Here is a 20,584-nt window from a genome sequence, read left to right on the forward strand (position 1 = left end):
CCATGACCAATCCCCTCGCCGCAAAAATCGCCCGCGACTATGGCACGCCTTGCGCCGTCATCGACATGGACCGCGTCGAACGCAACATCGCGCGAATCCAGGCGGCGTGCGATGCGGCCGGCGTGGCGCATCGTCCGCATATCAAGACCCACAAGAACCCGATGCTGGCGCAGATGCAGATCGCGGCCGGTGCCAAGGGCATCACCTGCCAGAAGCTCGGCGAGGCCGAGATCATGGCAGAGGCCGGGATCTCCGACATCCTGATCAGCTACAATTTGCTGGGCGACGAGAAGATGGCCCGGCTGGGCGCGCTGCAGGGGAAAGCAAACGTCACCGTAGCGGCGGACAATTCGGTTGTCGTCGCCGACCTGCCGAAGGCTGCGGCTGCGTCGGACCGCACGCTGTCGGTCGTGGTCGAATGCGATACGGGGCGCAAGCGCGCCGGCGTCGAGACTCCGGCAGATGCCGTCGCATTGGCGCGCGAGATCGCCGGCGGCAAGGGGCTACAGTTTGCCGGATTCATGCTGTATCCGACCGAGACCGGCTGGGCGGACGCGCAGAAATTCTTCGACGAGGCGCTGGCCGGCGTGCGCGCCCACGGGCTTGACGCGACCATCGTATCCACCGGCGGCACACCGAACCTGAAAAATCTCGGCAAGCTGAAGGGCGCGACCGAACATCGCTTCGGCACCTATATCTACAACGACCGCATGCAGGTCGCCGCCGGCGTCGCCACCTGGGACGACTGCGCGCTGCACATCTATTCGACGGTGGTGAGCCGCGCCGCCCCCGAGCGCGGCATCCTCGATGCCGGCTCGAAGACGCTGACCACCGACACCGGCGGACTCGAAGGCCACGGGCTGATCCTCGAACATCCCGAGGCCAAGATCGCGAAGTTCGCCGAGGAGCACGGCTTCCTCGATCTCTCCCGCAGCAACACGCGTCCCAATGTCGGCGACGTCGTCCGCATCGTACCCAATCACGTCTGCGTCGTCGTCAACATGATGGACGAGGTGGTGATGGTGCGCGGCGACGAGATCATCGGCACGCTGCCGGTCGCCGCGCGCGGAAAGCTGCGCTAGCTACAGCATGGTGATCTGAATCTCTCACAATACGCCTACCCGCTGGCTCGACTTGGCGACCGAGCTGGCAGCGCTCATTCGAGACATCCCTCTCTCCTCATCAGACGGTCGGCTGGGGCGCGTCACTTGCTGGCAGAGATCGAAACATTCCTCCGTCGAGTTTGGCGCAGCGCCTATATGGCAGAGGCGCTGTCTAGTTCACGCGCTAATCTGGCGCATGTACAACGCTAGCTTGCAGGCATAAATTACTACGACTGGGTAGCGCCCTACTGCAAAATGCTTTTCATTAGGGAGGAATTGACCGTGGCCGTCATCAGGAAAGTGAAGACAGCTCGGGGCACGGAAGATAGAGACATCACACAGCCAACTCTTTCCTACCCCGACACCGACCTTCCGAGAGTGATCGTTGAGGTGTGGAACAACCGTGGACACATATTGGACCGGGACCCCGACAGCAACATTCCGACGAAACAGGCCGTAGATGAGGCTACGGAACTGATTAATCGAGAAACCGGCATGGCACTGAGGCGTGCCGTCATCATCACCGAAGAAGAGCACGATAATCACTATACTATGCAAGACGATGACGAAATCGTCTTTGTACTGCCGAACCTAAGCCGGATAATCAAAGGCTCAAGCCAACATCAGCTTCTCGAGTCTGCCAAGTTGCTGATGGCCTGTACGCCGAATGGGATTTAGGCATAGGCCTGGCCCAGGCTTAGCAAAAAAGGTAGCTGACTAAGTGATGGTGCTCGACCGCACCGCCGACTGCGGCGCGGGCGCCATATCGTGCGAGGTCAGCCGCGGCGTCGCTACATTTCAGCACTGACTGATCCACAGGGCTTGAAGGTTTGGAGCGAGTGCCCGTGCAAGCACCCTTCATGTTTCTGGGCGTACGCAAGCACGCCCATGATAACCAAAGCCACCACGACCAGTCCGGCTACGAGGTTCTGCACCATGGCTGCCACTCCAGCTCAACTCACAAGGCGACCAACGCGATCGTGCCCCGGCGCGATCGTGGGGATCAACGCCGGGGCGCGCTTCCTCTCCGCCGACCGGGGCTGGGGGCTGAGTGGCCAGCGAGAGGTCGCGCAGCCAAGGAGAGCACAGCCGTCGAACTGATGGCAGTGCAAACCGTGCCGCGCAGTGCAAAAAATCTGGACGTCGTACAGCGCCTTCGGCTGAGTGCAGCAAAACCCATCAACTCCTCATCGGGACTAAGATGATGGGTTTCGCTGTGCTCTAGCCATCCTACGCATCGAGCCAGTTCAACGCGCCCTTCCCCGCGGCGGCGCCCGTCGCAAACGACGCCTGCAAGAGATAGCCGCCGGTGGGCGCTTCCCAGTCGAGCATCTCGCCGGCGACGAAGATGCCGGGCAAGCGGCGGAGCATGAAGTTGTCGTCGAGCTCGTCGAAGGCGATGCCACCGGCGGTGGAGATGGCGCGGGCGATGGGTGCTGTGCCGGAGAGGCGCAAGGGTACGGCGTTGATGAGGCGCGCGAGATCGGCGGGAGGCTGCAAGGGCAAAGACTCACCTGATGCTTTCGCCGCTTCCTGCAGCAGGCCGATGGCGACGGGCGACAGATTTGCGGTCTTGCGCAGGAAGTTCGAGAACGATTGCTTGCCCTTCGGCGTTGATAGCTTTGCGGCGAGTTCATCGACCGAGAGATCGGGCCGTAGTGCGATAGCGAGCGTTGCCTCGCCGTCGCGGAGGATCGCCTCGCGCAGATCTGCCGATAGCGCATAGATGGCGCCGCCCTCGATGCCGGTGCGGGTTACGATGGCTTCGCCACGCACCGTCTGTCCGCCGATGCTCAGCGCAACGCTCTTAAGGGGCTGGCCTTCGAAGCGGTCGCGGAAGATATCCGACCAGGCGACGGTGAAGCCGGAATTGGCTGGACGTAACGGCGAGATCTTTATGCCTTTTGCCGTGAGCACATCCACCCATGCGCCATCAGATCCGAGTCGCGGCCAGCTCGCGCCGCCGAGCGCCAGGATGGTGGCGCGGGCTTCAACGGCGCGCGTTCCTTCCGGCGTTTGAAACAGCAGGCGGCCGTCATTGTCCCACCCGCTCCAGCGATGCCGCAGCAACAGCCGCACACCCGCGCCGTCGAGCCGGCGCAGCCAGGCGCGCAGCAGCGGCGAGGCCTTGAACGCTTTCGGGAAGACACGGCCGCTGGAGCCGACAAAGGTCGGCTGGCCCAGCGCCTCACTCCAGTCGCGCAACGCTTGCGGTGGGAACGCTTCGATGGCGGCCTCAAGATGCGGCATCGCCTCGCGATAGCGCGCGAGGAATCTTGGCAGCGGCTCGCTGTGGGTGAGATTGAGGCCGCCGCGGCCGGCCATCAGGAATTTGCGGCCAGCCGACGGCATCGCGTCGTAGATCGTGACCAGCGCGCCGGCCTGCGCCAGCACCTCAGCCGCCATCAGGCCGGCGGGGCCGGCGCCGATGACGGCAACTTGGTGTGGAGTGGAAGGCATGGCTTGAGTTTAGGCAGGATTCTCGTACCGCAAAACGGCCGTCATGCCCGGCCTTGACCCGGGCATCCACGAACAACTTGCGCAGCCCTCACGAAGTGGATGGCCGGGTCAAGCCCGGCCATGACGGTTGAGTGCGGCGACGCGACGTCGCGTTACAGCTTGACCCCTGCTCTTGCTGCCGCCTGGGCGACATATTTCTGCGTCTGCTCGAACGCGCCCTGCAACGCCCTGGCTTTCGACATGTCGCTGATCTCAGCGAAATGCGCGGCGATGGCGTCGGGGGTCCATTCGGAGGGCGGCAGGTTGATGCCCTCGGTCTCCAGGATCTTGATCACCGCAAACGAGCCGGCGCCGGCGCCCATGATGGTGCGGGTCGGCGCATCCTCGCTCAGCATATATTCCACCGCCGGCGTAATCGCTTCCGGTTTCATCAGCGCTAGCGCCTGCGGCGGCAGCAATTCCTCGGTCATGCGGGTCGCGGCCGTCGGCGAGATGGTGTTGACGCGGATGTTGTTCTTGCGGCCTTCCTCGGCGAGCACGTTCATCAGCCCGACCATGCCGGCCTTGGCCGCACCGTAATTGGCCTGACCGAAATTGCCGTAGAGGCCTGAGGACGATGTCGTCAGCACGATGCGGCCGTAATTGCGGTCGCGCATGCCGGCCCACACCGCCTTGCAGCAGTAGAAGCTGCCGACGAGATGGACATCCAACACCTTCTGGAAATCGGCGACTTCGAGCTTGCCGAACGACTTGTCGCGCAGGATGCCGGCATTGGCGCAAAGCAGATCGACGCTGCCCCACTCCTTGGTCGCGCGCTCGACCATCGCCGTGACCTGCTCGAAGTTCGAGACGTCGGCGCCGTCGGCGATCGCGGTGCCGCCCGCTTTCCGTATCTCCTCGACCACAGCTTCAGCCGGCGACAGCGAGGCGCCGGTACCGTCGCGCGCGCCGCCGAAATCATTGACCACCACCTTGGCACCACGGCTCGCGAGCCCCAGCGCGTGTGCCCGTCCGAGACCATTGCCCGCGCCGGTGACGATGGCGACGCGTCCGTCAAACCTGATTGTCATGAAGTGTGTTCCCGATTTGTCATGCCCGGGTTTGACCCGGGCATCCATCAAAAATCAAAGCGTTTTGAGCAGCGATGGATGGCCGGGTCAAGCCCGGCCATGACGCTGAAAGGAGCGGCTCAGGCGAAGTAGATCAGGCCGAGCCAGTCGGCGACCAGCGCCGGCTTTTCCTCGCCTTCGATCTCGACCGTAACGTTCGTGCGCGACGCCAGCTCGGTCGGCTTGCGCAGCTTGGCCTCGGCGAGCACGAAGCGTCCGCGGACGCGCTTGCCGGAGCGCACCGGCGAGATGAAGCGCAGCTTGTCGAAACCGTAATTGACGCCCATCGTGGTGCCCTCGATGACGGGCATCACTTGGTAGGACATGATACTGAGCAGCGACATCGTCAGGAAACCGTGGGCGATCGTGGTGCCGAACGGGGTGTCCTTCGCGCGCTCAGGGTCGACATGGATGAACTGGTGATCCTCGATCACGTCGGCATAGGTATCGATGCGCTGCTGATCGACCAGGTGCCAGGCCGACACGCCGATCTCCTTGCCGACCATGCCCTGATACGTCTTCAGCGACACGGGCGGCTTCTTCCAGACTTCGTTCATTTTTCTAATTCTCCGATCCAGTCGCGCGGACCTTCTGCAGCTCCGGGAATTCTTCCTCGCGGAACTCAACGCCGCGCAAACTGTCCTCGCGATTATCCTCATGTTCGAGCCGACGCAACTGCACCCGGCGGATCTTTCCGGAGATGGTCTTGGGCAGCTCGGTGACAAGCTCGATCTTGCGGATGCGCTTGAACGGCGCCAGGCGGGTGTGCAGATGCCCAAAGATCGACAACGCCGTTTCCGGCGTGCGCTCGACGCCCGAGACCAGCAGCACATAGGCCTTCGGGATTGCGAGACGGATCGGATCGGGGCTCGGCACGACAGCAGCTTCCGCGACCGCCTCATGCTCGAGCAGGACGCTTTCCAGTTCGAACGGGCTGATGCGGTAATCGGATGATTTGAACACGTCGTCGGTGCGGCCGACGAAGGTCAAATACCCGTCCTCATCGCTGAACACGACGTCGCCGCTGCGATAGATCGCGCCGTCGGCTCCGGAGAGCTTGCCGTCATCGCCCTGATAGCCCTGCATCAGACCAGCGGGCCTGTCGGCACCGAGTACCAGCGTGACCTCGCCCTCCCGGGTCGGATTGCCGTCGAGATCGGTAATCGCGACGCGATAGCCGGGCAGCGGCCGGCCCATCGAGCCGATCTTGACCTTCTGGCCCGGCGAGTTGCCGGCCAGCGCAGTGGTCTCGGTCTGGCCATAGCCGTCGCGAATGGTCAGGCCCCATGCCGCCTGCACCTGATCGATCACTTCCGGGTTGAGCGGTTCGCCGGCGCCGCAGACCTCGCGGAGCGACACCTTGAAGGTCGACAGCTTCTCCTGGATGAACAGGCGCCACACCGTCGGCGGCGCGCACAGCGTGGTGACGCCGCAGCGGCCGATCGTTGACAGCAGTGACTTGGCGTCAAAGCGCGGCTGGTTGACCACGAACACGGTGGCGCCAGCATTCCAAGGCGCGAAAAAGCAGCTCCAGGCGTGCTTGGCCCAGCCGGGCGAGGAGATGTTGAGATGCACGTCGCCCGGCTGCAGGCCTATCCAGTACATGGTCGAGAGATGACCGACCGGATAGCTGCGCTGGCTGTGCCGCACCAGCTTCGGCTTCGCCGTGGTTCCCGACGTGAAATAGAGCAGCATCGGGTCGTCGGCCTTGGTCGGCCCATCGGGCGTGAAGGTTTCCGATGCATCCGCGGCCTGCTCGAACGGCAGCCAGCCGTCGTGCTGCGATGTCGCTCCGACCACGATGCGCACGAGTTTATCGCTGCCGAGGCCGGAGAACTTCGCAACCTGATCCTGCGTTGCGACCACCGCCCTCGCCTTGCCGCGGTCGAGCCGGTCGCGCAATTCGTCTGCCGTCAGCAGCGTGGTTGCAGGAATCACGACGACGCCGAGCTTCATCGCGGCCAGCATGGTCTCCCAGAGCGGCACGACATTGCCGAGCAGAAGCAGCAAATGATCGCCGCGCCTCAAGCCTTGCGCGCGCAGGAAATTCGCGACCTGATTGGAGCGGCGCGACAGCGTGGCGAACGACAGTTTCGTCTCGCGGTCGCTGCCGGCATCGACGATCCACAGCGCCGCGCGGTCGCGGCTGTCAGGGTTTTGCGCGAGCTCGGCATCGAACCAGTCCAGCGCCCAGTTGAAGGGCACCGGATCGGGCCAGCGAAAACCCAATGCCGCGGTCTCGTAATCCGTGCGGTGCTGAAGCAGAAACGCGCGCGCTTCCTGAAAGGTGGTCATCAGGTCATTCCCTCCGCGCCTTATCCGGCCGCTAAGGGAAACCAGCGACCATTATTTTCCGGCGAGTGCTCTAACGTGCTGGATAATTCCGGAAAAGTCGACCCCGCCGTGACCGGCTGCATCGAACGCCTGATAGATCTCCTGCGCATGCTTGCCGAGCGGCGTCACCGCGCCGGCGGTGTTGGCGGCGTCCTGCGCCAGCGTCAGATCCTTCACCATCAGGTTCGCGGCGAAGCCGGGCTTGTAGCCGTTGTTGGCCGGTGAGGTCGGAACCGGGCCCGGCACCGGGCAATAGCTCGTGATCGCCCAGCACTGGCCCGACGAAGTCGAGGCGACGTCGAACAGCGCCTGATGCGAGAGCCCGAGCTTCTCCGCGAGCACGAAGGCTTCGCCGACGCCGATCATGGAAATGCCGAGGATCATGTTGTTGCAGATCTTGGCCGCCTGCCCTGCACCGGCGCCGCCGCAATGCACGATCTTCTTGCCCATGTTCTCCAGCACGGGCTTGGCCGCCGCGAACGCCCCGTCCTCGCCGCCGCACATGAAGGTGAGCGTCGCTCCCTTGGCGCCGCCGGTGCCGCCGGAGACCGGCGCATCCACCGACAAAACGCCGTGCTTGGCCGCAAGCGCATGCGCCTCTCGCGCGCTTTCGACATCGATGGTCGAGCTGTCGATGATAAGCGCACCCTTGGTCACCGCGGGCAGGATCTCGTTCCACACCGACAGCACATGCTTGCCGGCCGGCAGCATGGTGATGACGATGTCAGCGCCCTTCACCGCGGCGACGCTGCTTTCAGCAATCGCGGCGCCATCGCTCTGAGCCTGATTGCGCGACGCGGCCACCAGGTCGAAGGCCACCACCTTGTGGCCGGCCTTCACCAGGTTGGCAGCCATCGGACCGCCCATGTTGCCAAGGCCAATGAATGCAATCGTTGCCATCTGGATGTCCTCCCCGTCCTGTCGTCTATTGTTTAAATGTCAGCTCGTCGGCGCCGATCTCGGCGAAGTATGGCGCCAGCATTTCCGGTGTCACATCCTCGACCCGCGCCGGCGACCATTTCGGATTGCGGTCCTTGTCGATCACGGCGGCGCGCACGCCCTCGCGGAAATCGTCGCTAGCGAACACCGCGAGCGCGGCGCGATATTCCCGCACCAGGCATTCCTCGAGCGAGGACGATGTCCGCGCCAGCCGCAACAGCTTCAACGTCACCACCATGCCGCGCGGCGACTTCTCGTTCAGCACCTTCAAGGTCGACAGTGCGAATTCCGAGCCGTCTTGCTGCAGCGATGCGATGATGTCTTCCATGCGATCATGCGCGAACCAGGCATCGATCCTGGGCTGCATCGCCGCAGCAGGATCTGAGGTCTCGCCGGTCGCAAAGCCGTCGATCAGCTTCCTGATCTCGGCGTGCGTCACGCCGGCGCGGACTTTCGTCAGCGCCTCGCGCAATTCAGGCAATTTCGACGACGGCACCTCGGCGTCTGCAAACTTCGCATAGATCGCATCGGGCCCGTTCATGGTCTGTCCGGTCAGGCCAAAATAGCTACCGAGTTCGCCGGGCGAACGCGACAACAGCCAGGTGCCGCCGACATCAGGAAAAAAGCCGAGACCGACTTCGGGCATCGCCAGCTTGGTGCGCTCGGTGACGACACGGTGCGAAGCGTGGCCGGACAGGCCGACGCCGCCGCCCATCACCAATCCATCCATGAACGCCACGTACGGCTTCGGATATTTCGCGATCCGGGCGTTCATGACGTATTCCTGGCGCCAGAACCGCTTGCCGAGATCGCCTCCCGCCTTGGAGCTCTCGTAGAGCCCGCGGATGTCGCCGCCGGCGCAGAGGCCGCGGTCGCCGGCGCCTTCCAGCAGCACCACGGCAACAGTAGGATCGGACTCGAACCGGTCCAGCGCCGCGTCGATGCCTTCAGACATCTCCAGCGTCATGGCGTTGATCGCCTTGGGACGGTTGAGCCGGATCACGCCCGCCGCCCCTTCACGGCGAACGATCAGGTCGCCTTCATCTTGCACGGCAGCCGTCATCGCGCTCCCTCGATCATCTTCCGCGCCACGATCAGCCGCATGATCTCGTTGGTTCCTTCCAGGATCTGGTGCACGCGCAAATCGCGCACGATTTTCTCGACGCCATATTCGCTGAGATAACCATAGCCGCCGTGCAGTTGCAGCGCCTGGTTGGCGACTTCGAAGCCGACATCGGTGCCGAAGCGCTTCGCCATCGCGCAGAGCTTGGTCGCCTCGGGATCCCTACGGTCGAGCGCCGCGGCGGCGCGCCACAGGAAGGTGCGCGCTGCCTCGAGTTCGGTCGCCATGTCGGCGACGCGGAACTGCAGCGCCTGGAATTCCTCGAGCCGCTTTCCGAACGCCTTGCGGTCCTTCATGTAGGCGAGCGCCTTGTCGAGCGCGCTCTGGGCGCCGCCGAGCGAGCAGGCCGCGATGTTGAGCCGGCCGCCGTCGAGGCCGGCCATCGCGATCTTGAAGCCGATGCCTTCTTCGCCCAAACGGTTCTCGACCGGCACGCGCGCGTTCTCGAAGATCACCGCGCGCGTCGGCTGCGCATTCCAGCCCATCTTGCGTTCGTTGGCGCCGAGCGAGAGGCCCGGCGTGTCGGCGGGGATGACCAATGTCGAGATGCCGCCGGGGCCGTCGCCGCCGGTGCGGACCATCACGACATAGAGATCGCCGCCGCCGGCGCCCGAGATGAACTGCTTCTGGCCGTTCAGCACGTAATGGTCGCCGTCGCGCACCGCGCGGGTGCGCAGCGCCGCGGCATCCGAGCCGGAGCCCGGCTCGGTCAGGCAATAGCTCGCCAGCAGCTCCATCGTGCAGAGCTTTGGCAGCCATTTCTGGCGCTGGGTATCGTTGCCGAAGGCATCGATCATCCACGACGCCATGTTGTGGATGGAGATGAAGGCCGACGTCGTCGGACAGCCGGTCGCGAGCGCCTCGAAGATCAGCGCCGCGTCGAACCGCGTCATCGCGGAGCCACCGACATCGTCCTTGATGTAGATGCCGCCCATGCCAAGGGCTGCCGCCTCCCGCATCACGTCGACCGGAAAATGCTTCTCCTCGTCCCAGCGCAGCGCATGCGGCGCGATCTTCTCCGCCGCAAACGCCCGCGCCATGTCACGAATGGCGACCTGGTCCTCGTTCAGAGCGAACTGCATAGTGGGCTGCTCATTCTTGTCGTCATTGCGAGGAGCGAAGCGACGAAGCAATCCACGCCTCCGCTTGCTGCGCCATGGATTGCTTCGCTGCGCTCGCAATGACGGGCCAGGCTACACCGTCACTTCATCGTCGGGATCGAGAACTCCGCGCCTTCCTTGACGCCCGACGGCCAGCGCGAGGTGACCGTCTTGGTCTTGGTGTAGAAGCGGATCGAATCCGGACCATGCTGGTTGAGGTCGCCGAAGCCGGACTTCTTCCAGCCGCCGAAGGTGTAATAGGCGATCGGCACCGGGATCGGCACGTTGATGCCGACCATGCCGACATTCACCTTGGCGGCGAAATCGCGCGCCGCATCGCCGTCGCGGGTGAAGATGGCGACCCCGTTGCCGTAGTCGTGGTCGGACGGCAGCGCCAGCGCTTCGTTGTAGTCATGCGCGCGCACCACCGACAGCACGGGGCCGAAGATCTCTTCCTTGTAGATCCGCATGTCCTTGGTGACGTTGTCGAACAGCGAGCCGCCGAGATAGAAGCCGTTCTCATAGCCCTGCATCTTGAAGCCGCGGCCGTCGACCGCGAGCGTTGCGCCTTCCTTGATGCCGATATCGATATAGCCCTTGACCTTCTCGACCGCCTCGCGCGTCACCAGCGGACCGTAATCGGCGGACGGATCGATCGAGGTGCCGATCTTTAAGGATTCCACGCGCGGGATCAGCTTTTCCATCAGACGGTCGGCGGTGGTCTTGCCGACGGGGACGGCGACCGAGACGGCCATGCAGCGCTCACCGGCCGAGCCGTAGCCGGCGCCGATCAGCGCGTCGACCGCCTGGTCCATGTCGGCGTCGGGCATCACGATGGCGTGGTTCTTGGCGCCGCCGAAGCACTGGCAGCGCTTGCCGGTCGCCGCCGCGCGCTCGTAGATATATTGCGCGATTGGCGAGGAGCCGACGAAGCCGATCGCCTTGATATCGGGATCGTCGAGGATGGCGTCGACCGCTTCCTTGTCGCCGTTGACGACATTGAGGATGCCCGGCGGCAGGCCGGCTTCGATCATCAGTTCCGCAAGCCGCATCGGCACGCCGGGATCGCGCTCCGAAGGTTTCAGGATGAACGCGTTGCCGCAGGCGATCGCGGGCGCGAACTTCCACATCGGGATCATCGCCGGGAAATTGAACGGCGTAATGCCGGCAACGACCCCGAGCGGCTGGCGCAGCGAATAGATGTCGATGCCCGGGCCGGCGCCTTCGGTGTATTCGCCCTTCATCAGATGCGGGATGCCGCAGGCGAACTCGACCACTTCCAGACCGCGCTGGATGTCGCCCTTGGCATCGGGAACGGTCTTGCCGTGCTCGCGCGCCAAGAGCTCGGCGAGCTTGTCATAGTCGCGCTGCACCAGTTCCAGGAACTTCATCATCACGCGGGCGCGCCGCTGCGGGTTGGTCGCCGCCCATTCGGGCTGCGCGGCCTTGGCATTCTCGACCGCGGCGCGCAGCTCAGCCTTCGAGGCCAGCGCCACCTTGGCCTGCACATCGCCGGTCATCGGCTCGAAGACGTCGGCCGTCCGGCCCGAGGTGCCCTTGACCTCCTTGCCACCGATGAAATGTCCGATTGAACGCATGAAAACCTCCCTGGTCCCGGCCGAACGCCTGATCCGCACCTTTAGTTTCGACACGTTTTCTTCACGCGAACCGGTATCCACTTCGCTCGAAAACGCTCTAGATCGCTTTACAAACCCTATTGACCCGCATTTTATGGGATTCAAGTCCGATAAATTGCACCATAGATGTGCGGAAATGCTGGATCAAGGCGGCGCGATCGACTGGGATGATTTTCGCTTCGTGCTCGCCATCGTGCGCGGCGGATCGGTGTCGGCTGCGGCAAAACAACTCGGCGTGGATCATGCCACGGTGATCCGCCGTGTCGACCGGCTGGAGCATCACCTTTCGGCGAAGTTGTTCGACCGCCGCAAGACCGGCTACCTCCTGACCGAAGCCGGCCAGCGCGTCGCCGACAGCGCGGAGGCGATGGAATCGACCATCGTCGCCAACCAGGAGGCGGTCGGCGGCTCGCGCGCGCATTTGACAGGGACGGTGCGGATCGGCGCGCCCGACGGTTTTGGCAGCCACTTCCTAGCCTCGCGCCTGGTGAAGTTCACCGATCGATATCCCGATGTCGATCTGCAACTGGTGGCGACGGCGCGATTGTTCAGCCTGTCGAAGCGCGAGGCTGACATCGCGATCAGCCTGACGATGCCGAAGGAAGGCCGCATCGTCGGGCGCAAGCTGCTCGACTACAGCCTCGGCCTCTACGCTGCGCCCGCCTATCTCGAGCGCGCGCCGGACATCGCTTCGCGCGCTGACCTGCAACAGCATCGCTTCGTCGGCTACATCGAGGAACTCTTGTTCACGCCCGAGCTCGACTACCTGCCGCAGGTCTCGCCGAAGATTTCCGCCAAATTCCGCAGCGCCAATCTGATCGCGCAGCTCAACGCGACCATCGCCGGCTACGGCATCGCCGTGCTGCCGCATTTCATGGCGACGGCGCATCCGGAATTGTCACCGGTGCTGCCGGAGGAAGTGCGGATATCACGCACCTTCTGGCTTCTGATGCATGCCGACAGCAAGGACCTCGCCCGCATCCGCGCGGTGGCGGATTACATCTACGAGACGGTCGAGGATGAGCGGGCGTTGTTTAACGGAAGCGAGGCGCCCGCCATGACAACACGGTGTCGTCCCGGCGAAAGCCGGGACCCATAACCAAAGGGACGTGTTGTGGTGCGAGCAAGCCGTTATAGCCTCGCGCCTCATCAAGTCCTGTGGTTATGGGTCCCGGGTCAAGCCCGGGACGACCCAGGTTGGCGCAGCGGAAGCTTCAATGCGCCTTGGCGCGCGGCTTCTTGGCCGCCGGCTTGGCGGCACGAGACAATACGGCTTCGCGGCCCGAAGCGAGGATCTCGTCGGAGAACTCGCCATTGCCGGCGATGCGGGCCATCACGACGGTTCCCATCATGGTCGCAAGCGTTGCCATCGCCTGCTTGCGTGCGGCCTTCGGCGATACGTCCGGAATCTGGTCGGCTATCATGTCGATCATGCGTTCCAGCTTGGCGGCGAAGGCCTTGCGGGTCTTCGGGCTTTCGCGGGCGATCTCGGCGCCGAGCGAAGGAACCGCGCAGCCGCGGCCGGGATCGTCGCGGTGCGTCGTCGTCAGATAGGAATCGACGATGGTTGCCAGCCGCTTCTCCGGCGGCGTCTCCTCAACGATCTTGCGCCAACGCTCGTTGCCGCGGTCCATGGCGTAGCCGAACGCCTCGATCACCAGCGCCTCGCGGGAATCGAAATGGGCGTAGAAGCCGCCATGAGTCAGGCCGACTTCCTTCATCAGATCGGCGACGCCGATGCCATGGGCGCCGCGTTCGCGCAGTCTGACCGAGGCCTGCTTCACGATCCGCTCGTGGGTCTCCGCCTTGTGCTCTTTCGAATAACGCATGGGGGTCTCATTGGATGTTTCCGGTCATATAATAGCATCAAGATGTAAAGAAAGCTGCAGCTATTTCAAATTCGCGCCACCGATCATGGCGAAGGTCGCGGTAGAGTGCACTGCAAGATTGCCGGCGCCGTCGCGGACGAAACCTTCGGTGTAGCTGTTTTGGCGGCCGAGCTTGATCACCTTGCCCTCTGCCCGGATCGTGCCTGAACGCACCGACAGCGGTCGCAGATAAGTGAGCTTCAGGTCGAGCGTGACGGAGGTCTGGCCGGCGGGGAGCATGGTCGAGATCGCGCAACCCATGGCAGTATCGAGCAATGCCGCGGCGGTCGCGCCGTGCAGGAGCCCGATGGTGTTCTCGAGGCTCTCCTCGGGATCGAGTTCCATCACGATCCGGCTGGGCTCGACGACAGCCATCCGGAAACCGATCAGTTTGGCGAACGGCGGCGGCGGCAGGATGCCGTCGCGGATCCCGCACATCGCTTCCATCCCCGTCATCGCGGCAGCGACCTTCGCGATCGGCCCAGGCGCCTGCCAATGCACCACCCGCTCGCGGCGGGATGTTGGCGAGAGCAGATCGACAGTATCGGCGAAGGTCATGGCAACTCCTTTCAAGTGACGTTAGATGATAATCATCATTCTATTGCACGCGCTGCTGCGTCGCAACACCGGTTGCGCGACGGCTTGACAAGCGCCGCCATTGTCCGGGAAGTGGCCGGATGTTCCCCTGCCCGAGATGATGCCATGGAAATGCTCAACCCCCATTGCGGCGTCGACCGCGATTCCCGCGGCGTGGTCCGCCTCACCGTCTGCAACGCCGGCTCGCTGAACATCCTGAGCTCGGCCGTCACCGATGGCGTCCGCGAAGGGTTCGAGAAGCTTGCCGATGACCGCGATATTCGCGCGGTGATCCTGGCCGGCCAGAGCGAGAAGAGCATGATCGGCGGGGCCGATATCAAGGAGATGGCCAAGCTCGAGCAGAAGTCGGCGGAAATCTTCATTACGCGACTGCGCGACCTCTGCGAGGCCGTCCGCCGATTCCCGGCGCCGGTCATCGCGCGAATGCCGGGCTGGTGTCTCGGCGGCGGGCTGGAAGTGGCCGCAGCCTGCGATTTCCGGATCGCGGCGCATGACGCCAAATTCGGCATGCCCGAGGTGCGCGTCGGCATCCCCTCGGTGATCCATGCGGCGCTGCTGCCGCGCCTGATCGGCTGGAGCCGCGCGCGCTGGCTGGTGATGACCGCCGAGAACATCGACGCACCCACCGCGCTCGCCTGGGGCCTCGTCGACAAGGTCGCGAAACAAGGCGAGCTTGACGCCGAGGTCGAACGCACCGTGGCGGCGCTGCTCGAATGCGGCCCCGAAGCGCTGCGCATCCAGAAGAATTTGCTGCGGCAATGGGAAGAACTGCCGCTGACGGAGTCGGTCAATCTGAGCGTCGGCGTGTTCGGGAAATCGTTCCTCACCGGCGAGCCGCAGCGGCTGATGCAGGGGTTTCTGGGGCGAAAGCGGTAGCCGCAAAGCGCGCCGTCATGCCCCGTGAAGGCGGGGCATCCAGTACCCGCCAAACGACGTTCTGTGGTTACTGGATCATCCGCCTTCGCGGATGATGACAGCGGTGGGGATGAAGCACGACAATTTCTCATGCCGGCGGGCGTTGCAATTTTTGCGGCGCATCATATGATTACCATCATGTGACCAAAGAATCCTCCAGGGAGCCCGCCATGGCCAATGCCTCCGATCCCGTCGTTATCCTTTCCGCCGCCCGTACGCCGCTCGGCCGTTTCATGGGCGAATTGTCGCCGTTCAGCGCGCACAAGCTCGGTTCCCATGTGATCGGTGCGGCGCTGGAGCGGGCAAAGCTCGCGCCTGAACGCGTCGATGAAGTGTTCATGGGCAATGTGCTGCCGGCCGGCCAGGGCCAGGCGCCGGCCCGCCAGGCCGCGCGCGGCGCCAAACTGCCCGACGCAACCGGGGCGACCACGGTCAACAAGGTCTGCGGCTCCGGCATGAAGGCGACCATGCTCGGGCACGACATCATCAAGGCCGGCTCGGCCGAGATCGTGGTGTCCGGCGGCATGGAGAGCATGAGCAACGCGCCGTATCTGCTTGCCAAGGCGCGCGGCGGCTATCGCGCCGGCCATGACCGCATCATCGACCACATGATGATGGACGGACTTGAGGACGCCTACGAGACCGGACGCTCGATGGGCGATTTCGGCGAGGCGACCGCGGAGGCCTATCAGTTCACACGCAAGGACCAGGACACTTACGCGATGGAGACGCTCACGCGGGCGCGCAACGCGGTCGAGGGCGGCGCGTTCAAGGCCGAGATCGCGTCGATCACGATCACGGAGAAGGCAGGCCCGCGCGTGATCGCCAATGACGAGCATCCGCTCAAAGTGGATCCCGCCAAGATCCCCGGATTGAAGCCGGCATTCCGCGCCAACGGCACCATCACGCCGGCCGCCTCCTCCGCCAATGCCGACGGAGCCGCGGCGCTGATCCTCGCCAAGCGCTCGCTGGCCGATCGCGACGGCCTGCCGGTACTGGCCGAGATCAAGGGCCATGCCACCCACAGCCAGGAGCCGCAATGGTTCACCACGGCGCCGATCCCGGCGATCCGCAAACTGCTCGACAAAGTCGGCTGGAGCGTCGGCGACGTTGATCTGTTCGAGATCAACGAGGCGTTCGCGGTGGTAGCAATGGCCGCGCAGCGCGACCTCGCAATCCCCCGCGAAAAACTCAACATCAATGGCGGCGCCTGCGCGCTGGGTCATCCGATCGGCGCCACCGGCGCGCGGCTGATCGTGACGCTGCTGCATGCACTGGAAGCGCAGAACCTGAAGCGCGGTGTCGCCGCGCTCTGCATCGGCGGCGGCGAAGCTACCGCGATCGCGGTCGAGCGGGTCGCGCATTAGCCTTCGCCCCCTAATGTCCTGAAACGAGGGAAGTATGGCATTTACGTCATGCCTCCCTCGCGGCAGTATCTGCCTGACGAGCTAACCTTCCAGTTAGAATTTTCCGAGGCTGCATGATCTCGAACTGGCTGGCGGCCGCCCTTGGCCGCCGCAATGTCCATTACGGCTGGGTGATGGTCGGCGTCACCTTCCTCGCCGCGCTAATTGCCGCCGGCACCGTCGGCGCGCCCGGCGTCTTCATCGTGCCGCTGCAGCAGGAGTTCGGATGGAGCACAGCGGAGATCTCCTCCGCGCTCTCGATCCGTTTCATCCTGTTCGGTCTGATGGCGCCCTTTGCCGCGGCGCTGATGAATCGCTACGGCTTGCGCAATGTGACCCTGGTGGCCCAACTCATCGTGGTTTCCGGCCTGCTTGCCTCGCTCGCGATGACACAGGTCTGGCAGTTGGTGCTGCTGTGGGGAGTCGTGATCGGAATCGGCACCGGCATGACGGCGCTGGTGCTGGGCGCGACGATCGCTGCGCGCTGGTTCGTCGCGCAGCGCGGCCTCGTCATCGGCATCATGACCGCGAGTGTCGCAACCGGCCAACTCGTCTTTCTGCCCTTGATCGCAACCCTCACTGAGCGCTTCGGCTGGCGGATCGCGCTGTCGCTGGTCTGCGTCGTGCTCGGCCTGTCCGCCTTCCTGGTGCTGCTCGTCATGCGCGACCGGCCGAGCGACGTCGGCCTCCGCCCGTTCGGCGACACCGGCAAGGAGCCACTCCCCGCGCCGCCGCCGAGCAACACGCCGATCATGGCGGTCGCGCTCGGCACGCTGCGCGACGCGTCGAAGTCGCCGGTATTCTGGATCCTGTTCGCGACCTTCTTCATCTGCGGCGCCTCCACCAATGGCCTGGTCCAGGTGCACTTGATCCCGATGTGTCTCGATTTCGGCATTCCGCAGGTGCAGGCTGCGAGCCTGCTCGCCGCGATGGGCATTTTCGATTTCTTCGGCACCATCGTCTCGGGCTGGCTGTCGGACCGCTATGACAACCGCTGGCTTCTGTTCTGGTATTACGGCCTGCGCGGGCTGTCGCTTATCTTCCTGCCGTTCACCGATTTCTCATTCTACGGCCTGTCGCTGTTTGCGATGTTCTACGGGCTCGACTGGATCGCTACCGTGCCGCCCACCGTGCGCCTGACCGCGCAGAACTTCGGTGTTGAGCGCGCCAATCTCGTATTCGGCTGGATCTTTGCCGGACATCAGCTCGGCGCCGGTGCCGCCGCCTTTGGCGCCGGCCTGTCGCGGACGGTCTACGCAAGCTACCTGCCCGCCTTCTTCATTGCCGGCGCGCTCTGCCTCGTCGCTGCATCGATCGCGCTGGCGATCAGGCGGCCGGCGCTGAAAGCGGTCGCGGCAGCCGCTTAGATCCCGTGGGGTGGGCAAAGCGCAGCGTGCCCACTTTTCCTTGCACCGAACGCGGGTGGTGGGCACGCTCCGCTTTGCCCACCCTACAAGTCGCGGCGCGCCTCCAGAGTAACGTCGTCACTCATCACGCAGCTAATACGCGATGGTCGTACGTACACCGACCATTACACCATCCTTGATGCGATGCGTCTGCGTGGGATCGTAGGGATCGACCGCGCCGCCGCCCGGATGCGCAATATATTGAAGCACCGGCTGCAGATAGAAGCCGGGCCTGACCTCATGCTGATAGGTGACCTCGAAGATCGCCTCGTAGTCGCGGATCGGGTATGGCGTTCCGGTGAAGAACTGGATGTCGCGATCGAGAGCGCGGGCGCGGTCGGAGATTCTGGCATAGGTTGCAGCGACGCCGAACCTGTCGTTCGGATGGGCGTCGCTGAAGCCGGTGAACAGGAAGCCTCCGTCGACATAGGCGTTGACCAGGTTGCGATCGGACGGGCTCACCGAGGCCCGCATGAAGAATGCGACGCCCTTGTCCGAACCCGATGCGGCGCGCGCCAATTGCTGCTCGTAGACCATGAACAATCCCTGGTTTCGGCGCCACCACGCCGGATTGCCCGAGCTATTCGGATCGGCGAGCGACAGGCCGTCACCCGAAAAGCGCTGATCGGGAAACGACATCATGTGATACCAGCCACCGCCGGTGATCGTCGCCGGCAGCCGGCTCTCGCCGATCTCGAACTTGTATTTGAGCTGTCCGATCCACCACGACGGATCGTTGACGCGGAACAGAAGGCCGTTGGCATTGGCGATCTGCGCGTCGTCCGCGTCCGGCGACGCCGCGCTGCCGTCGAACAGTGCGAGATAGGCCGTGATCCGGTCCGAGAGCGCCGCCTTGATGCGAATACCAGGCACGGCAAGCGGCGGCGACGGCCCGCCGGCCGGCAGGTTGATGCCTGTGATGCCGGGCCAGCCCAGCGCGGAGTTGATGAAAATATCGTCGTACTGGCTATCGATGAATTCGACATCGGAGGCCTGTTGGCCGACGCGGACGGCGAGCTTGCCGCCAAGCAGTTGCTGCTCGATCCAGAGCTCATAGAGCCGCGTCGAGGGCAAGGCCTCGACGCCGGAGACCAGCATCAGATTGCCGATATAGCTGCGCGACAGGCCATCGCCATGGATCTGGAACACGTTGGCGTGGAAGGTGGCGCCGGTCCAGCCCATCACCTTTTCAAGGTCGATGGTGGTGCCGAGATCGAGACGCCCGGTATAGATCGCGCCGGTACGCGTGCCGCCGGAGACGTTGGCGAGCCCCTCGCCGATATAGGTCAGGCTGAACTGGTAGCCGGCATCGGCCAGCCTGTCGCGCAGGTCCTTGTCGCCGCCGTCGGGCTGATCTGCCGCGCGGGCGGCTGCGAGGGCAAGGGCAGTGATCGCCGCGAATGCCGTGACCGCGCGGATGAGCACTCGGTACATGCAATGATACCGCAGCCCGTTATTTGACGATGCCCAGGCGACGCATGATCAGATAGGCAAGGCCTGAGGCGGCGATCAACAGCACCGCGGCCCACAGGAAGCCGCTGTCGACGTCGGTGAGCGGCAGTCCCTTGGTGTTCATGCCGAAGATGCCGGTAACCAGCGTCGGCGGCAGCAGCATCATGGTCACGACAGAGAGCGCGTGCAGATGCCGGTTGCTCTCCTCCTCCAGCTTGAAGCGAAGCTCTTCCTCCAGCAGCCGGCTGCGTTCGCGCAGCTCGGTGATATCGTGGTCGAGACCGTCGAGCCGCTGTGCGAGCTTTGCGGCATGCAGCCTTAGCGCCGGGCTGAGATTTTCGGGGCTCTTCTGCTCGAGCCGGTGGAACAGGACACGCAAGCCGGCAAGCTGACGATGCAGCCGCAGACAGGTTCGCCGCAACCGGCCGAGCCCGGCCCGCATCTCCGACTTGGTCTCGCCGGACAGCACCCGTTCCTCGATGCCGTCGATCTCGGTGGCGATCTTGTCGGCCATCCGGTCCATGGTGTCGGCGACCTCGTCGATGATCTTCTCAAGCAGCGCCGCGACCGTCGCGACACGATGGCCGCCTTCGAGCACGCGGCGCGTGGCATCCACCGCGCACAGCGCCTGATGGCGGCCGCTGATCAGGAGACGCTCGGTCATCGCGAAGCGAAGGAAGCCGGTTTCCTCCGTTGGGGAGTCGATCTCGCGCACGAGATCGGAGAACACGCCATAGACGCAGTTGTCGATGATGTGGAGCTGCTGGAAATTGTCATGCGACAGCAAGAGATCGCGCGCCAGCATCGGAAACTGCAGGCCGCCAAGCCATTGCCGGCTGCGACCATCCGCCAGATTGAAATGCAGCCAGAGCCTGCCATCATGGCTGAACTCGATCGGCGCTTCGATGGGCAAGGATTCAGCGGTGCCGTCGCCATGCAGACGGAACGCCCACACCAGGCCGGGGATCACCGGAGTGGCGTCCGCCGGCACGCTGACAATTTTCGCTGGTTCAGCCGACATGACCAGCCCGAAGCTCAACGCGAGACATCGTCAACCCCTGCGCAAGCCAGCACATATCAGTGCGGGGCACCTTCCCCACACGCCGGCACGCGACGATTGAATTACGCTTCTGTT

At 64.1% G+C, this 20,584-nt stretch carries 17 protein-coding genes and 1 pseudogene; 6 read left to right on the forward strand and 12 right to left on the reverse strand.

Annotation, left to right across the window (positions count from 1 at the left end; all coding sequences use genetic code 11):
• Window positions 1-2 precede the first annotated feature (2 nt).
• Both AC5ZG1_RS14070 and AC5ZG1_RS14075 read left to right on the forward strand, forming a co-directional pair.
• Window positions 3-1,082: a D-TA family PLP-dependent enzyme gene (locus AC5ZG1_RS14070; protein WP_496133204.1), complete on the forward strand. Its 1,080-nt coding sequence runs from the start codon at window positions 3-5 to the stop codon at window positions 1,080-1,082.
• A gap of 303 nt (window positions 1,083-1,385) precedes the next feature.
• Window positions 1,386-1,781, forward strand: coding sequence for a hypothetical protein (locus AC5ZG1_RS14075; RefSeq protein WP_456641764.1), 396 nt, complete (start codon window positions 1,386-1,388; stop codon window positions 1,779-1,781).
• Between the two features lie 552 nt (window positions 1,782-2,333).
• Here the strand turns inward: AC5ZG1_RS14075 and AC5ZG1_RS14080 are convergent.
• The 8 genes and pseudogenes from AC5ZG1_RS14080 to AC5ZG1_RS14115 form a co-directional block, all read right to left on the reverse strand.
• Window positions 2,334-3,563 (reverse strand): BaiN/RdsA family NAD(P)/FAD-dependent oxidoreductase, encoded by a 1,230-nt coding sequence (locus tag AC5ZG1_RS14080; RefSeq protein WP_496133205.1) that lies wholly within the window; start codon window positions 3,561-3,563, stop codon window positions 2,334-2,336.
• A gap of 152 nt (window positions 3,564-3,715) precedes the next feature.
• The gene (locus AC5ZG1_RS14085; RefSeq protein WP_496133206.1) at window positions 3,716-4,633 is read right to left on the reverse strand and encodes an SDR family NAD(P)-dependent oxidoreductase; all 918 of its coding nucleotides are present in this window, start codon (window positions 4,631-4,633) and stop codon (window positions 3,716-3,718) included.
• A gap of 119 nt (window positions 4,634-4,752) precedes the next feature.
• The gene (locus AC5ZG1_RS14090; protein WP_496133207.1) at window positions 4,753-5,229 is read right to left on the reverse strand and encodes a MaoC family dehydratase; all 477 of its coding nucleotides are present in this window, start codon (window positions 5,227-5,229) and stop codon (window positions 4,753-4,755) included.
• 4 nt (window positions 5,230-5,233) lie between these two features.
• On the reverse strand, window positions 5,234-6,967 hold the full coding sequence (locus tag AC5ZG1_RS14095; protein ID WP_496133208.1) for an AMP-binding protein: 1,734 nt from the start codon (window positions 6,965-6,967) through the stop codon (window positions 5,234-5,236).
• Between the two features lie 51 nt (window positions 6,968-7,018).
• Window positions 7,019-7,921, reverse strand: a pseudogene (gene mmsB, locus AC5ZG1_RS14100) (3-hydroxyisobutyrate dehydrogenase); the annotation flags it as partial.
• A gap of 10 nt (window positions 7,922-7,931) precedes the next feature.
• Window positions 7,932-9,008: an enoyl-CoA hydratase/isomerase family protein gene (locus tag AC5ZG1_RS14105; RefSeq protein WP_496133209.1), complete on the reverse strand. Its 1,077-nt coding sequence runs from the start codon at window positions 9,006-9,008 to the stop codon at window positions 7,932-7,934.
• Window positions 9,005-10,150, reverse strand: a complete 1,146-nt coding sequence (locus AC5ZG1_RS14110) for an isobutyryl-CoA dehydrogenase (RefSeq protein WP_496133210.1) — start codon at window positions 10,148-10,150, stop codon at window positions 9,005-9,007. The genes AC5ZG1_RS14105 and AC5ZG1_RS14110 overlap by 4 nt, the downstream gene beginning before the upstream one ends.
• A gap of 119 nt (window positions 10,151-10,269) precedes the next feature.
• The gene (locus AC5ZG1_RS14115; protein ID WP_028164629.1) at window positions 10,270-11,766 is read right to left on the reverse strand and encodes a CoA-acylating methylmalonate-semialdehyde dehydrogenase; all 1,497 of its coding nucleotides are present in this window, start codon (window positions 11,764-11,766) and stop codon (window positions 10,270-10,272) included.
• A gap of 175 nt (window positions 11,767-11,941) precedes the next feature.
• Between AC5ZG1_RS14115 and AC5ZG1_RS14120 the strand changes: the two genes are divergently transcribed.
• Window positions 11,942-12,904, forward strand: coding sequence for a LysR family transcriptional regulator (locus AC5ZG1_RS14120; RefSeq protein ID WP_051396802.1), 963 nt, complete (start codon window positions 11,942-11,944; stop codon window positions 12,902-12,904).
• A 115-nt stretch (window positions 12,905-13,019) separates the two neighbouring features.
• On the opposite strand, the gene AC5ZG1_RS14125 is transcribed toward AC5ZG1_RS14120, so the two are convergent.
• Complete coding sequence (locus AC5ZG1_RS14125) at window positions 13,020-13,634, reverse strand: TetR/AcrR family transcriptional regulator (RefSeq protein WP_496133211.1); 615 nt, start codon at window positions 13,632-13,634, stop codon at window positions 13,020-13,022.
• Between the two features lie 60 nt (window positions 13,635-13,694).
• The gene (locus AC5ZG1_RS14130; RefSeq protein ID WP_028164628.1) at window positions 13,695-14,231 is read right to left on the reverse strand and encodes a PaaI family thioesterase; all 537 of its coding nucleotides are present in this window, start codon (window positions 14,229-14,231) and stop codon (window positions 13,695-13,697) included.
• Between the two features lie 144 nt (window positions 14,232-14,375).
• On the opposite strand from AC5ZG1_RS14130, the gene AC5ZG1_RS14135 reads away from it, so the two are divergent.
• From AC5ZG1_RS14135 to AC5ZG1_RS14145, 3 genes are all read left to right on the forward strand, one after another.
• The gene (locus AC5ZG1_RS14135) at window positions 14,376-15,146 is read left to right on the forward strand and encodes an enoyl-CoA hydratase (RefSeq protein ID WP_456641774.1); all 771 of its coding nucleotides are present in this window, start codon (window positions 14,376-14,378) and stop codon (window positions 15,144-15,146) included.
• Between the two features lie 209 nt (window positions 15,147-15,355).
• Window positions 15,356-16,552 (forward strand): acetyl-CoA C-acyltransferase, encoded by a 1,197-nt coding sequence (locus tag AC5ZG1_RS14140; RefSeq protein ID WP_496133212.1) that lies wholly within the window; start codon window positions 15,356-15,358, stop codon window positions 16,550-16,552.
• Window positions 16,553-16,665: 113 nt separating this feature from the next.
• On the forward strand, window positions 16,666-17,958 hold the full coding sequence (locus AC5ZG1_RS14145; protein WP_456641775.1) for an MFS transporter: 1,293 nt from the start codon (window positions 16,666-16,668) through the stop codon (window positions 17,956-17,958).
• 132 nt (window positions 17,959-18,090) lie between these two features.
• Here AC5ZG1_RS14145 and AC5ZG1_RS14150 read toward each other — a convergent pair whose 3' ends face one another.
• Complete coding sequence (locus AC5ZG1_RS14150) at window positions 18,091-19,431, reverse strand: carbohydrate porin (protein WP_496133213.1); 1,341 nt, start codon at window positions 19,429-19,431, stop codon at window positions 18,091-18,093.
• A 19-nt stretch (window positions 19,432-19,450) separates the two neighbouring features.
• Window positions 19,451-20,470, reverse strand: a complete 1,020-nt coding sequence (locus AC5ZG1_RS14155; RefSeq protein ID WP_496133214.1) for a transporter — start codon at window positions 20,468-20,470, stop codon at window positions 19,451-19,453.
• Window positions 20,471-20,584 lie beyond the last annotated feature (114 nt).

It is taken from the genome of Bradyrhizobium sp. Leo78 (assembly GCF_059512425.1).

Excerpts from the sequence above, each read along its gene's own strand:
- AC5ZG1_RS14070 (WP_496133204.1), top strand. The coding sequence starts at position 3 with ATGACCAATCCCCTCGCCGCAAAAATCGCCCGCGACTATGGCACGCCT.
- AC5ZG1_RS14080 (WP_496133205.1), bottom strand. The coding sequence starts at position 3,563 with ATGCCTTCCACTCCACACCAAGTTGCCGTCATCGGCGCCGGCCCCGCC.
- AC5ZG1_RS14085 (WP_496133206.1), bottom strand. The coding sequence starts at position 4,633 with ATGACAATCAGGTTTGACGGACGCGTCGCCATCGTCACCGGCGCGGGC.
- AC5ZG1_RS14090 (WP_496133207.1), bottom strand. The coding sequence starts at position 5,229 with ATGAACGAAGTCTGGAAGAAGCCGCCCGTGTCGCTGAAGACGTATCAG.
- AC5ZG1_RS14095 (WP_496133208.1), bottom strand. The coding sequence starts at position 6,967 with ATGACCACCTTTCAGGAAGCGCGCGCGTTTCTGCTTCAGCACCGCACG.
- AC5ZG1_RS14105 (WP_496133209.1), bottom strand. The coding sequence starts at position 9,008 with ATGACGGCTGCCGTGCAAGATGAAGGCGACCTGATCGTTCGCCGTGAA.
- AC5ZG1_RS14110 (WP_496133210.1), bottom strand. The coding sequence starts at position 10,150 with ATGCAGTTCGCTCTGAACGAGGACCAGGTCGCCATTCGTGACATGGCG.
- AC5ZG1_RS14115 (WP_028164629.1), bottom strand. The coding sequence starts at position 11,766 with ATGCGTTCAATCGGACATTTCATCGGTGGCAAGGAGGTCAAGGGCACC.
- AC5ZG1_RS14120 (WP_051396802.1), top strand. The coding sequence starts at position 11,942 with ATGCTGGATCAAGGCGGCGCGATCGACTGGGATGATTTTCGCTTCGTG.
- AC5ZG1_RS14125 (WP_496133211.1), bottom strand. The coding sequence starts at position 13,634 with ATGCGTTATTCGAAAGAGCACAAGGCGGAGACCCACGAGCGGATCGTG.
- AC5ZG1_RS14130 (WP_028164628.1), bottom strand. The coding sequence starts at position 14,231 with ATGACCTTCGCCGATACTGTCGATCTGCTCTCGCCAACATCCCGCCGC.
- AC5ZG1_RS14135 (WP_456641774.1), top strand. The coding sequence starts at position 14,376 with ATGGAAATGCTCAACCCCCATTGCGGCGTCGACCGCGATTCCCGCGGC.
- AC5ZG1_RS14140 (WP_496133212.1), top strand. The coding sequence starts at position 15,356 with ATGGCCAATGCCTCCGATCCCGTCGTTATCCTTTCCGCCGCCCGTACG.
- AC5ZG1_RS14145 (WP_456641775.1), top strand. The coding sequence starts at position 16,666 with ATGATCTCGAACTGGCTGGCGGCCGCCCTTGGCCGCCGCAATGTCCAT.
- AC5ZG1_RS14150 (WP_496133213.1), bottom strand. The coding sequence starts at position 19,431 with ATGTACCGAGTGCTCATCCGCGCGGTCACGGCATTCGCGGCGATCACT.
- AC5ZG1_RS14155 (WP_496133214.1), bottom strand. The coding sequence starts at position 20,470 with ATGTCGGCTGAACCAGCGAAAATTGTCAGCGTGCCGGCGGACGCCACT.